Genomic DNA, 13,033 nt, shown 5'->3' on the forward strand with positions numbered 1-13,033 from the left:
CTTATAGTGACTATAACCTCCATGCTGTCAGCAACACGACAGGAGGCCAAGACCCATGAAAAGCTGTTGCGAAAGCAAATCCGGCGAGCTGGCAGAGCTCAGAGCCTCACAGGGCAAGGTCCTGAAGATTCTGCTGGCGCTGAATGCCAGCATGTTCTTCGTCGAATTCACCGCGGCCTGGTGGCTGGGTTCCACCGCGCTGCTGGGGGATTCCCTCGACATGTTCGGCGATGCCAGCGTCTACGCCCTGACCCTCTACGTCCTGCACCGCAGTGTGCGTGAACGCGCAATGAGCGCGCTGATCAAGGGCATCGTGATGCTGGCGCTGGGCCTGATCGTCCTTGGCGAGGCAGGGCATCAGGCACTGCACGGCGTGGCACCGGCCGCCCACGGCATGGGCGCCTTCGCCCTGCTGGCACTGGTCGTCAATCTCATCTGCTTCGGCCTGCTGTGGCGCTTCAAGTCGGATGATCTCAACATGCGCTCCACCTGGCTGTGTTCACGCAATGACATCATCGCCAATGTCTCAGTGTTCGGCGCTGCGATACTGGTGGGCTGGACGGGCTCTCGCTGGCCGGACGTGCTGCTGGGCGCTGCGATCGCCGCACTCTTCCTGCAATCCGCCTGGCAGGTGATTCGCGATGCGCGAGTTGAGCTGCGCGAGGCGAAACAGGCCACAAACGCGCAGGCATCAGATGAGCAGGCAGCCAGCGATCAGGCATCGTCCTGCGCCACCAGCAGCTGTTGTGCACCGCCCACGGCTGCCACCGTGGTCGAACAGTCCCCCGCCAGCGGCTGCTGTTCCGGCAAGGGCGGTGGTGGAAACACCTCTATCTGACACGACTCAGGTGTCATTCCCGCCGCTCTGCCCAGCCACTGGCATGCCGTCGAATGCCATCATCCGCGTGCAGTCCGCCTGAAACGACAGCGCCCCGTCGAGCTCGACGGGGCGCTTTAGTGTCTGGATATCGCCAGGGTCAGGGGGCCGGACAATCTGGTTGACGCTCAGGATGCGCCTGCTGGAAAGCGTCCAGTGACTGGCAGGCCGCCTCGATGGCCAGAATCCTCGGGTAATCCTCGAGTTCACACTCGAAGCGGCGCGCATTGTAGAGCTGGGGCATCAGGCAGGCATCTGCCATGCCCGGGCTATCGCCATGGCAGAAGCGCCCTGCACTTTCCGCCAGCAACACTTCCAGACGCGCTAAACCTTCGGCGACCCAGTGGCGGTACCACTCAAGGCGCTGCGCCTGGGTGACATCTAGCCGATCGGTCAGATAATTGAGCACGCGCGGATTGTTGAGCGGATGCATCTCGCAGGCCATGAACTGGCACAGTGAGCGCACCTTCGCACGCGCCTCCGGCGTTGAGGGCAGCAGCGCCGGCGCGGGCCAGCGCTCCTCCAGATATTCCATGATCGCGAGCGACTGGGTCAGGGCCGCAGATGTTTCCGTATCTCCCACCATCAGGGTCGGTACCAGACCCTGGGGATTGATGGCCAGATACTCCTCGCTGCGCTGTTCGCCCTTGAGAAGGTTGACCGGCACCTGAGCGACCTCAATCCCCTTGAGCGCCAGCGCGATTCTTACTCGATAGCTGGTAGATGAACGGTAATAGCCATACAGACTCATTGAACTCATGCTGTACTCCCCTGTGACGCGGTTGGAAGCCGGCCGCTCATTCGCACTGCCTCGCACCCAGTTGGCTTGAGGCTTACCGGCACACGACGTCTTCCCGAGACGTGTCTGCGAGAAACTCTGCCTGATGAGGCCGCCTTCAGGCGTCCAACGGCGTCACCTGCTGATCAATGGCGCCGAAGATGCTCTGGCCATCGCGATCGAGCATCTCGATGCGGATACGATCACCGAAACGCATGAAGGGCGTGCGAATCTCATCGAACAGGATCTTCTCGACCATGCGCACCTCCGCCAGACAGCTGTAGCCCACGCCCCCTTCGCTGATCGGCTTGCCGGGCCCGCCATCCTTGCCGGGATTGGATACGGTGCCGGAACCGATGATCGCGCCGGCCCCCAGCGGGCGAGTCTTGGCGGCATGCGCCACCAGCTGCGGGAAACTGAAGATCATGTCTGGCCCGGACTCTGGCTCACCGAACGTCTCACCATTGAGATGCACGCTCAGCGGCAGATGCACGCGCCCCTGCTGCCAGGCATCCCCCAGCTCATCCGGCGTCACGGCGATGGGCGAGAAGCTAGACGACGGCTTGGCCTGAAAGAAGCCGAAGCCCTTGGCCAGCTCACCGGGGATCAACCCACGCAGACTGACGTCATTGACCAGCATCACAAGGCGGATGTGGCTCTCGGCCTGCTCCGGACTGACCTGCATCGGCACATCGTCAGTGATGACGGCGATCTCGCCTTCGAAATCGATGCCATGCTCCTCACTGACACACACGATATCGGCGTTGGGGGCCAGGAAGCTGTCGCTGCCGCCCTGATACATCAGCGGGTCGTGCCAGAAGGTCTCGGGCATCTCGGCGCCGCGTGCCTGACGCACCAGCTGGACATGGTTCAGATACGCCGAGCCGTCTGCCCATTGATAAGCGCGTGGCAGCGGCGAATGCAGAGTCTTCATGTCCAGATCGAACGTATCAGCCAAGGTGCCATCATTGAGCGCTGCGTAACGCTTCTCGAGCGCTGGTGTCAGCGAAGCCCAGTCCTCCAGCAGCGCCTGCAGCGTCGTGGCGACATCCGCGACCTTCACGGCGCGGGTCAGATCACGGGAGACCAGCAGCAGTGTTCCATCGCGGGAACCATCCTGGTGAGTGGCGAATTTCATGACTGCCTCCTTGAGAAGCTTGAGGGATGAAAGGACGTGGGTAGACCAGAGCGGGATGACAGGCACATGCCAATCTCAGCGCTTTCGGGGAGTGAAATGAGACGCCAACCCCTGCCAGACCGAGCCGTAGTCGCGCTGACGAGCGCTCGACGACAGGGCCTGTGGGGTGGGCTGGAACAGATAGCGACTCTCGAACATGAAGGCGAGCGTATTGCCCTGATAGCGGGGGGCGAGTTCCGCCTGAGTGGCGGCCTCGAAGGTGGCAGCGTCAGGGCCATGCGGGGTCATGGCGTTGTGCAGACTCGCGCCTCCCGGGCGGAAGCCTTCGCGCTTGGCATCATATTCACCATGGATCAGTCCCATCAGCTCGCTCATCAGATTGCGATGGAAATATGGGGGACGGAAGGTGTTCTCGGCGACCATCCAGCGCGGCGGGAAGATCACGAAGTCGAGATTGGCGACCCCGGCGGTGTCCGATGGTGATGTCAGCACGGTGAAGATCGAGGGGTCCGGATGATCGAAGCTGACCGTGTTGAGGGTATTGAAGGTCGCCAGATCATATTTGTAGGGCGCGTAGTTGCCATGCCAGGCCACGACATCTAGTGGCGAATGATCCAGACTCGCGCGCCAGAAACTCCCCCCGAACTTGGCCACCAGCGTGAAATCACCAGCTTCGTCCTCGAAACGCGCCGATGGTGCGAGAAAATCACGCGGGTTGGCCAGTCCATTGCTGCCGATGGGCCCCAGAGAGGGCAATTCGAGAGGCGCGCCATAGTTCTCGGCCACATAGCCTCGACAGCCCTCCACGTGCCCCGCCAGCGGATTGAGCTGGAACTTGATACCGCGCGGAATCACCACGATTTCGCCGCTGGCGACTTCCAGCAGGCCCAGCTCGCTGCGCACCTCGATGGCGCCCTGTTGCGGCACGATCAGCAATTCGCCGTCGGCATTGTAGAAAAAGCGCTGCTGCATGCCGCGAGAGAAGGCATAGAGGTGCGTGGCACAGCCCTGCTGCGCCTGGGCGTCCCCATTGACCGCCAGCGTGATCAGGCCGTCCAGAAAGTCCCCTGTCGAGCATGTGATGGGGTCCCAGCGCATCGGATTGGGGTCCGGCACTCTCTCGGCCAACGGTGCAGTGGCGACCTGCGGCATCTCCATGGGCTGGTAGGCGCCCTGCACGACCGAGGGCCGAATGCGGTAAAGCCAGCTGCGTAGGTTGTGACTGCGCGGTGCCGTGAAGGCCGAGCCGCTCAACTGCTCCGCATACAGGCCATAAGGGCAACGCTGGGGAGAGTTCTGGCCCTGCGGCAAGGCGCCAGGCAACGCCTCGGTGGAGACATGATTACGAAAACCGGCGTGATAATGGCACTCAGCGTTGCGCTCGCGCATGACGATTCATCTCCTTGTGGGCTCGCGGCTCCTGAAGATCTGGGGCATCCACGGCACGACATACCGCCAACGCCCTAACTGGTTACATATGAAACCATATAGGCATACCCACACCCTGACAATCGCCCAATTGCTAGACTTTTGTCTTGCTCGCTCTCGAAGGTGGTAACATTGGTAACCTGATCCACCTGAAACGTTTCAATGCGACTCAGTATGCCAACCCTCTCACCGAGTCAGGTAACTTTCGATGCAACACACTGATGACACTCCCGAAGCTCGCGATGCCCTTGACGGGGAACCCCCACAGGACACACCCCGCTGCGAGCTGGATCTTGACCAGTTCCTGCCCTATCGCCTCAACCGTCTGGCCGAGCGAACCAGTGAGGCGCTGTTCGTCCGTTATGGTGAGCGCTTCGCCATCAATGTCGCCGAGTGGCGTCTGCTGGCCTGGTTGAGTCGTGGCTCGTCATTGACGGCCCGGGAAATCAGTCAGCGGACTCATATGGACAAGGTGCGCGTCTCTCGGGCCGTCAAGTCACTGGAAGCCCGTGAACTGATCCTGCGCCGGCCGAGCGAGCAGGATCAGCGTGCGCAGTTGCTCGCCCTCACCGCCGAGGGTGAGGCCATGCTCGCTGAGCTGATCCCCGAGGCCCGCCGCTTCGAGGATGAGTTGCTGAGCGCCGTCAATGCACGCCAATACCGGGATCTGCTGCTCACCATGCAGACCCTGGAGCGTCAATTGGATCAGCTGCCAGGCAACGACTGAGACTCGCGGGAGGCAGCAGGTGCGCCACCTTGTGCCCCATGAGATTCTCGACAGGACACTCGCACTTCGTATAAGTATGGTATAAATCACGTACTGGTTTTATGGAGTCGTCCCCGCATGCATCGCAAACCGCACCTGCCAAGCAAGTTGTGTCAGACCTGTCAGCGCCCCTTCACATGGCGCAAGAAGTGGCAGGACTGCTGGGAAGAGGTACGTCACTGCAGTCAACGCTGCCGACGCAATGCGCGTCAGGCAGCCCGGGAGACACACCATGACCAGCACTGATACCTGGCTTGTCTGGCTGGACGATGACCTGCGTCTCGATGACAACCCCCTGTGGCAGGCCGCGCTCGAGGAACACCCGGCGCACCTGCTGGTGGTATACATCCTGCCGGAGACGACCTTCCAGCCCGTTGGCAGTGTCAGCCCTGATGCTGCCAGGCTGCAGCCACTCAGCGTTGCACGTCAGCGCTTCCTGCTGGAGAGCCTCGAATCCCTGCAGGCAGGGCTTCAAACCCTGGGCAGTGATCTGCTGATCCTCCAGGGTGACGCTGCACATCTGATACCCGAACTCGCCAGGCAGCATGCGTGCCGAGGCGTCATCGCGCGACGCGCCACAGGTCTGGTGGAGCGACGCCAGCAGCAGGCAGTGGCCGCCAGCTGTCGCCTGCGGCAGGTCAATAGCGGCTTACTCCTGGACGAGGACGACTTGCCCTTCACGCTCAGTGAGCTTCCTGAAACCTTCAGCGCCTTTCGTCGCAAGCTGGAAAAGGCCTATCCGGATATCCAAGCCATGCCCGCTCCGATGGCGGCGCCTTGCGCGCTGCCGAGCTGGCCGGCACAGGCGCCGCGTGGCATGCAGGGCAGCGCCAGACGACTCCATGCAGCCAGGGACTGGCAGAGCGACCCGCGGGGAGAGCATGCCTTCCTTGGGGGTGAGCCCGCAGCGCTGCAGAGACTCGAGCATTATCTGAGTCCTGAACATGCCGGCCAGTACAAGACCACCCGCAATCGCCTCAGTGGGGCAGATTTCTCGACCCGTTTCTCTGCCTGGCTGGCACTGGGGTGTCTCTCACCACGACGCATACTCGACAGGTTGCACACCTTCCAGAAGACACTGCCTGAGCTCTGCGAGACCCCACAGGCGGCGTTCAAGGACAGCGACTGGATTCGCGTCGAGCTCTTGTGGCGGGAGTACTTTCATTGGGATACCCGCCAGCTGGGGAGACAGGTCTTTCTGGCAGGCAGGCCCGGTACAGACTCGCTGCGGCACGAGGCGTGCGCTGCGATACCGGATGCGCTTGCACGCTGGCAGGCCGGAATGACCGGCGTGCCCTGGGTGGATGCCGGCATGCGCGAGCTGGCCGCCACCGGCTGGCTGAGCAACCGCATGCGCCAGAACGTGGCGAGCTATCTGATCAAGGATCTTGGCGTGGACTGGCGGCTGGGTGCCGCCTGGTTCGAGCATCAGCTGCTGGATCATGATGTCGCGTCCAACTGGGGCAACTGGCGCTACCTGGCAGGCGTGGGACGCGATCCACGTGCGGACCGTCATTTCAACATGATGAAGCAGGCTCGCCAGCACGACCCGCTCGGCCATCACGTCACCCGCTGGATACCCGAACTGGAAACGCTGCCGGCCGGCATGCAACGCCATGCTCCCTGGATTGCCTGGTCATTTCGCGTGACGCCCGGGGCGTCGGGAGGCATCAACGGGACGACGCAGTCCGGCTACCCGCGCCAGCCCTTGCATCTTGTCGATGCCTGGCAGCCCCATCTCAGCGACGTCACACCGACACGTGTGAAGCCATGGCTGAGTGGTTCCTTCGAACGGGGCTGAGAGGAGACTGACAGCGGACACAAGCCGTCGGGCCACTGACGCTAACTGGCCGTCAGGACTGCACTTTACCGGCCTTATTCACTATCATGGCCGCATTCCTTGCAGGAGTCGTCATGAATCAGCCGCTACCGCCGCCACTGTCCACACCGCACCGCAATCTCATTCGTCTGACCATCGCGCGCGGCATCACCTGGACAGGCTTCCTGATCCTGATCATCTTCGGGATCGAGATCATCGGCTTTCAGCTCAATGTCCTCCCCGTCATCTCGATCATCATCGCGATGGGCCTGGTCAATGTCGCCAGCTGGTGGCGTCTGGGTCAGACGCATCCGGTCACTGACACCGAGAACCTGCTGCATCTGCTGGTGGATATCGCCGGTCTGACGATGCTGTTCTTCAATACCGGCGGCTCCACCAACCCCTTCGTGCCCTACTATCTGGTGCCGGTGACCATGGCGGCCGCCACCTTGCCCTGGCGCTATGCCTGGATCATCGCGGCCGTCGGCATGGGCTGTTACAGCTTCCTGATGGTGTTCTACGAACCCGTCCCGCAGCTGGCCACCTACGAACTCGGCGGGCGCATCAGTCTGCACGTCATCGGCATGTGGCTGAACTTCGGCCTGTCGGCATCGCTGGTGACCTATTTCATCTTCAAGATGGCTCATGCCCTGCGCACGCGAGACCAGGCGTTGTCCACCACACGAGAAGCGGCTCTGCGCAGCGAACAGGTACTGGCAGTCGCCAGCCAGGCCGCCGGCACCGCGCACGAACTGGGCACCCCGCTCTCGACCATGGCGGTGCTGTTGAGCGAGATGCGCGAGGATGCCAAGGACAAGAACGACCCGCAGCTGGAGGAGGATCTCGCACTGCTGCGCAGCCAGGTCGACACCTGCAAGCAGCGCCTGCAAGCGATGGTGGCCGCGGCCGACCGTCGTCGCATGGAGCAGCCCCAGGCGCTCAACGCCGCGCGCTGGCTGGAGGAAATCGTGCAGCGCTGGCTGGTGGTACGCCCGGATGTGCAACATAGCGTCGAAGTGGATGCCTCCGCCCGCAAGGCTCAGATCCTGGTCGATACCACGCTTGAGCAGGCGCTGATGAACCTGCTCAACAATGCCGCGGATGCCTGCCCCGATGACATCGAGATCACCCTGGAACGGCGGGATGACGAGGTCACCATCGACATTCGTGACCATGGTGCAGGCGTTCCCATGGCGGTCGCGGACCAGCTCGGTGAGACCTTCATCTCCACCAAATCCAAGGGGATGGGCATCGGCCTGTTCCTGACCCACGCCACCATCAATCGTTTCGGTGGTGGCGTCAGCCTGTACAACCACGAAGACGGCGGCACCTTGACGGAAGTGCGCCTCCCTCTTTATCTGAACTGATGGCGGCAAAGACCGCCCAAGTGAGCCCCTGATGAGCGAAGAAACCCGACTGCTGATCATCGACGATGACGAATTCTTCTGCCAGGTGACGGCACGTGCCATGACACGCCGCGGCTATGCCGTGGAGGTTGCCCGGGACGAGGCACAGGCGCTGAGTATCGCGCGCAGCCATCGCCCCGAGCTGATCACGCTGGATCTGAAGCTCGAACAGAGCTCCGGCCTCAAGCTGTTGCCCGAGCTGATCGCCTTGTTGCCGGAAGCACGCATCGTGGTGCTGACGGGCTACTCCAGCATTGCCACGGCAGTGGAAGCCATCAAGCTGGGTGCCGTGAACTACCTGTGCAAGCCCGCCGATGCCGACGAGATACTTCACGCCTTCAAGCGCGAGGGAGGTGATCCGGAAGCCGAGATCTCCGACAACCCGCCCTCGGTCAATCGCCTGACCTGGGAACACATCCAGAAGGTGCTCAACGAGCACGACGGCAACATCTCTTCCACGGCTCGCGCCCTGGGGATGCACCGCCGCACGCTGCAGCGCAAACTGCAGAAGCGACCGGTAAAGCGCTAGCGCTTCATTCGGGCCAGCAGGGCCGCCACGGCAGCATGATGCTCCGGGTCCTGATGGCATTGGCCCTGAAAACTGGCACACAGATCCAGGAAGTCGTCCAACCGCATCTCGGGGGCACGACGCATCAGACGCTTGGTCAGCCGTGTCGCCTGACGCGGCTGACTCGCCATCTGACGTGCCATCTCCAGGGCACGTGTCATCAGGTCCTCCTCTGCACAGACTTCCAGCACGATCCCCAGTGCCAGCGCTTCCTGCGCCGAGACGATACGCCCGCTGAAGGTCAGCTCACAGGCACGCTGATAGCCGATCAGACGTTGCAGCAGCCAGGCGCCCCCATCACCGGGGATCAACCCCAGCGACAGGAACGTCTCGCCGAAACGTGCCTGGTCACTGGCCAGGCGAATGTCACACATGTTGGCGAGATCAAAGCCGGCCCCGATGGCCGGACCATTGACCGCCGCGATCACGGGCACCTCGATGCCCAGCACCGCAGGTGTCATTCGCTGGATACCGCGGCGATAGCGCGCCGCGACCTCGGCGGCATCTCCAGCAAAATCCCCCTTTCGCTGCGCCATGTCCTGCACATTGCCTCCGGCAGAGAAGGCGCTGCCCTCGCCGGTGATCACCAGGGCACCCACGCTGTCACAGCCATTGACCCATTCGGCCACTGCCAGCAGATCCTCCACCAGCGCAGTCCCCGTCAGGGCATTGCGCACGTCGTGACGGGCGAAGGTCATGACGGCGACACCGTGCTCGAGACTGAGGTGACTGTCGACAAGGGGCACGGGTGCAGCCGCTGACCTCAGCCGGGCGCAGCAGGCGTCAGTGGAATCGCGTGGGGATGAGGTAGCGTCGTGAGCAGCGGCGTGAGTCGTGTCATGTGGCGAAGCGGTCATGGCGGATTCCTGGCGTCATCGATGGCCGTCACGAGCGAGGGCCCTCAAGGGGCCTGTCAACTCGCACATACGAGAAGACCCTTGCCCTCCGTGCAGCGTCATGCGGCGGGAGAGACAAGGGCCTGTCGGTCTTGCCGGTGGTTCACGCAGCGGGCAGGCGGGCTGCCGACCCCACGCGAGGCGTCACGCGACTTAATGTGCCGTCCAGCCGAGATCCATGTTGAAACTAGAGCCCGTCACCGAGCCTGCCTTGTCGGAGGCCAGCCACACCGCCATGTCAGCGACTTCGGCGGGGTCGATCATGCGCTTGATGGCGGCCCCCTTGAGCATGATCTTCTCGATCACCTCATCCTCGGGCATGTCATTGAGCCTGGCCTGCTCGGCGATCTGCTTGTCGACCAGCGGAGTGCGCACATACGCCGGGCAGATGGCATTGGCCGTGATACCACTCTCGCCGCCTTCCAGTGCCGCCGTCCTGGTCAGCCCCATCAGACCATGCTTGGCGCTGACATAGGCCGCCTTGCCGGGCGAGGCGACATGCGCGTGAATGGAGGCCATGTTGACGATGCGGCCATATCCATTCTTCTCCATGTGCGGCCAGGCAGCCTGAATCAGCGTGAAAGGTGCCGTCAGCATCAGCGCGATGATCTGATCCCACTTGGCCTGCGGGAACTCCTTGATGCGCTCGACGTGCTGGATACCGGCATTGTTGACCAGGATATCCAGGCGACCGAAGCGTGACACCGCTTCCTCGACAGCGGCCCGACATTGCTCGCCATCCGTCAGGTCTGCCTTGAAGAATGCAGCGCCTGCCTTGTCGGCGACCTCTGCCCCATCGTCACTGAAATCCACGGCAAGGACCTGATGACCGGCCTGGCACATCGCTTCCATGATGGCGGCGCCGATACCACTGGCAGTCCCCGTGACAAGGGCGACGCGGGTCGGGGCTGACTGTTGTTCACTCATGAAGGTCTCCTTCGGGCTGATGTCATGCCGCAGGAATGCCCAGCCCCAGACAGGGACCGGGTGGCATCGGATGCTGCTCTGCAACATATAGTGAAGATAGCGCTAATAAAGCCACCTTCGCCACCCGACCATCGCCTTGTTGGCCTGCCGGCGACAGCATGCATGGCGTTGAACCGCCTGGAGCCTGCATGCCAGAGCCGTGATGCAACTTGCGCAACCGCCAGGGCGCAGCATGCAACGCGAGCTCAGCCGAAGTGCAATCGAGCTGACAGACCGGGCGACGCCGCACTCCCCAGCGGACTGTCATCCAGGGTCAGTTCCGCTCCCAGACGCTCGGCCAGTTCATCGACGATCGAAAGGCCCAGCCCTGACCCCGAGGTGTTCTGCCCCGCCAGACGCACGAAGCGCTCCCGGACCCGCTGACGCTCAAGGGGCGGGATGCCGGGGCCGGTATCCATGACTTCCATGATCAGACCATCGCCGAGAGAGGTCTCGCGGCGCCGAATGCTCAAACGCACTTCCCCCCCCTCGGGCGTATAGCGCAGCGCGTTGTCGAGAAGATTGCGCAGCAGCACATAGAGGCCGTTCTCGTGGCTGATCAACTGCGCGTCGGGCGTGACGTCGACAGACATCCCGACGCCACGCTGGCGCGCCATGGGGCCGAGATCCCGCGCAAGTTCATGCGCCAGATGCCCGAGATCGACGTGACTGCGCGGCACCTCGGCACCACTCTCCAGCCGCGACAGCGTCAGCAGTTGCTCCACGACACGCGTCATGCGATTGACACCATCGACGATCATGCGCGCCGAACGCCGCGAGTTCTCATCGGTGGCATCCGCCTCGACATTCTGGGCGTGCACCTTGATGCCGGCCAGGGGCGTTCTCAACTCGTGTGCCGCATTGGCAGTGAAGCGACGCTCCTTGTCGAGCGTGTCGGCCAAGCGTCTCAGCAAGCCGTTGAGCGCATCCACCATCCCGCGAATCTCGTCCGGCGCCTCACTGGCATCAAGTGGCTCTAGATAGCCGGGCTGACGGGCAGTGATCTGTCGGCTGATGCGCAGCACGGGACGGAATCCCCGAGAGACGGCGACACCGATCAGCAAGGCGATCACGAGCAGCCCGACCACCAGCGCCAGCACGTTGTGCAGTGCGATCTGCCCCGTCAATTCATCTCGTACGTCTTCCCGCTGAGCGGCCGTGACCCAGATGCCGCTGTCAGGGAAATACAGCGTGAAGGTGAACCAGTCGTGATGATCCGTGTGCTGCTTGGCATAGCCGGGCAACGGCAGATAGTCGAGCATGACCGAGGGAGTGGAGAGCCCCAGCAAGGGCTGACCGAGTGCATCCCACATCTGGAAGACCAGCTTGTCTTCATAGACATGACCGAGGGGCGACTTCTCGTGCCCATCCGCGAAGCTCAGGGATGGCGGTCGCAGACTGAACTGCCCCGAGGTCATCTCCTGAAGTCTTTGCTGACGCGCCACCGGCGACAGCGAGGCCAGCTCGGATTGATAGAGGCGGCCCAGCATGCGGGCATTCTGGGCCAGCTGTGCATCGAACAGCTCATCGATCTGCTCACGGGCATCGAAGTAGCTCCAGGTGGCAGCTGCCCCCAGCACGATGATCACCCCCCCGATGAGGCTGCGCCGCAGAAAACTGCGTATCGACTTCACGCGGACTCCCCCAGTCGGTAGCCGACCCCGCGTACGGTCTTCACCACGCCGGCCCCGAATTTGCGGCGAAGATGATGCACATGCACCTCGATGACATTGCTTTCCACATCCCCATCCCAACCATATAACTGCTCGACGAGCTGGTCCCGACTGAAGACACGACTGGGATGGAGGAGAAGAAACTCCAGCAGATCGAATTCGCGCCGCCCCAGCGTCACCTCGGCGCCGGCCAGGGTGACGGAACGACCGGCCTGATCAATGCTCAGGGCCCCCAGTTGCAGGCATCCGTTGGCCTGACCCGCATGACGCCTGACCAGCGCGCGCAATCGGGCCACCAGCTCGGCAATGTCAAAGGGCTTGACCAGATAATCATCCGCTCCGTTGTCCAGGCCACGCACTCGGTCACTGATATCATCTCGTGCCGTCAGAATCAGCACCGGCAGAGTGTGGCCCCGACGGCGCAGGGCGGTCAGCACCTCGAGACCGTCCATATCCGGCAAGCCAAGATCCAGCACCAGGACATCAAAGGAGGAATGCTTGAGAGTGGCCACGACATCGCCCCCCACCCGCAACCATTCACTGCTCATGCCTTCACGACTCAAGGCATGACCTATACCTTCACCCAACAGTGGATCATCTTCCACGAGCAGCACGCGCATGGGGTCTCCTGATGACAAGCGATACGTGAGAGGGAACAGGGGATATCCCATGCCCCCGCTGATGACAGATGACGAGAGCGGGATGGCAGCATCAACGA

At 62.5% G+C, this 13,033-nt stretch carries 13 protein-coding genes; 6 read left to right on the forward strand and 7 right to left on the reverse strand.

Going from position 1 to position 13,033, the window contains the following annotated elements; genetic code table 11:
* Positions 1 to 55 precede the first annotated feature (55 nt).
* Positions 56 to 838 carry a cation diffusion facilitator family transporter gene (locus OW493_RS06785; RefSeq protein WP_289863679.1) on the forward strand — a complete coding sequence of 261 codons (783 nt, stop codon included), beginning with the start codon at positions 56 to 58 and terminating at the stop codon, positions 836 to 838.
* 139 nt (positions 839 to 977) lie between these two features.
* Here the strand turns inward: OW493_RS06785 and maiA are convergent, their stop codons facing one another.
* From maiA to hmgA, 3 genes are all read right to left on the reverse strand, one after another.
* Positions 978 to 1,628 carry a maleylacetoacetate isomerase gene (gene maiA, locus OW493_RS06790; protein WP_289863706.1) on the reverse strand — a complete coding sequence of 217 codons (651 nt, stop codon included), beginning with the start codon at positions 1,626 to 1,628 and terminating at the stop codon, positions 978 to 980.
* 145 nt (positions 1,629 to 1,773) lie between these two features.
* Complete coding sequence (locus OW493_RS06795) at positions 1,774 to 2,793, reverse strand: fumarylacetoacetate hydrolase family protein (protein ID WP_289863681.1); 1,020 nt, start codon at positions 2,791 to 2,793, stop codon at positions 1,774 to 1,776.
* Between the two features lie 75 nt (positions 2,794 to 2,868).
* Positions 2,869 to 4,182, reverse strand: a complete 1,314-nt coding sequence (gene hmgA, locus OW493_RS06800) for a homogentisate 1,2-dioxygenase (RefSeq protein WP_289863682.1) — start codon at positions 4,180 to 4,182, stop codon at positions 2,869 to 2,871.
* A gap of 247 nt (positions 4,183 to 4,429) precedes the next feature.
* Here hmgA and OW493_RS06805 point away from each other — a divergent pair, with 247 nt between their 5' ends.
* The 5 genes from OW493_RS06805 (at position 4,430) to OW493_RS06825 (ending at position 8,741) form a co-directional block, all read left to right on the forward strand.
* Positions 4,430 to 4,948 carry a MarR family winged helix-turn-helix transcriptional regulator gene (locus OW493_RS06805; RefSeq protein WP_289863683.1) on the forward strand — a complete coding sequence of 173 codons (519 nt, stop codon included), beginning with the start codon at positions 4,430 to 4,432 and terminating at the stop codon, positions 4,946 to 4,948.
* Between the two features lie 117 nt (positions 4,949 to 5,065).
* Positions 5,066 to 5,233, forward strand: coding sequence for a DUF2256 domain-containing protein (locus tag OW493_RS06810; RefSeq protein WP_289863684.1), 168 nt, complete (start codon positions 5,066 to 5,068; stop codon positions 5,231 to 5,233).
* Positions 5,220 to 6,788 carry a DASH family cryptochrome gene (locus OW493_RS06815; RefSeq protein WP_289863685.1) on the forward strand — a complete coding sequence of 523 codons (1,569 nt, stop codon included), beginning with the start codon at positions 5,220 to 5,222 and terminating at the stop codon, positions 6,786 to 6,788. Before OW493_RS06810 ends, OW493_RS06815 begins: the two co-directional genes overlap by 14 nt.
* A 113-nt stretch (positions 6,789 to 6,901) precedes the next feature.
* The gene (locus tag OW493_RS06820) at positions 6,902 to 8,173 is read left to right on the forward strand and encodes an ATP-binding protein (protein ID WP_084208537.1); all 1,272 of its coding nucleotides are present in this window, start codon (positions 6,902 to 6,904) and stop codon (positions 8,171 to 8,173) included.
* Between the two features lie 28 nt (positions 8,174 to 8,201).
* Positions 8,202 to 8,741, forward strand: coding sequence for a response regulator transcription factor (locus tag OW493_RS06825; protein WP_077375848.1), 540 nt, complete (start codon positions 8,202 to 8,204; stop codon positions 8,739 to 8,741).
* Here the strand turns inward: OW493_RS06825 and OW493_RS06830 are convergent.
* From OW493_RS06830 to OW493_RS06845, 4 genes are all read right to left on the reverse strand, one after another.
* The gene (locus OW493_RS06830; RefSeq protein ID WP_289863686.1) at positions 8,738 to 9,637 is read right to left on the reverse strand and encodes an enoyl-CoA hydratase-related protein; all 900 of its coding nucleotides are present in this window, start codon (positions 9,635 to 9,637) and stop codon (positions 8,738 to 8,740) included. The genes OW493_RS06825 and OW493_RS06830 overlap by 4 nt on opposite strands.
* A gap of 192 nt (positions 9,638 to 9,829) precedes the next feature.
* Positions 9,830 to 10,603 carry a 3-hydroxybutyrate dehydrogenase gene (locus OW493_RS06835; RefSeq protein WP_289863687.1) on the reverse strand — a complete coding sequence of 258 codons (774 nt, stop codon included), beginning with the start codon at positions 10,601 to 10,603 and terminating at the stop codon, positions 9,830 to 9,832.
* A 245-nt stretch (positions 10,604 to 10,848) separates the two neighbouring features.
* Positions 10,849 to 12,276, reverse strand: a complete 1,428-nt coding sequence (locus tag OW493_RS06840; protein WP_289863688.1) for an ATP-binding protein — start codon at positions 12,274 to 12,276, stop codon at positions 10,849 to 10,851.
* Positions 12,273 to 12,935: a response regulator gene (locus tag OW493_RS06845; protein WP_077375836.1), complete on the reverse strand. Its 663-nt coding sequence runs from the start codon at positions 12,933 to 12,935 to the stop codon at positions 12,273 to 12,275. Before OW493_RS06845 ends, OW493_RS06840 begins: the two co-directional genes overlap by 4 nt.
* Positions 12,936 to 13,033 lie beyond the last annotated feature (98 nt).

It is taken from the genome of Cobetia sp. 14N.309.X.WAT.E.A4, assembly GCF_030397495.1.
GTDB lineage: Bacteria > Pseudomonadota > Gammaproteobacteria > Pseudomonadales > Halomonadaceae > Cobetia > Cobetia marina.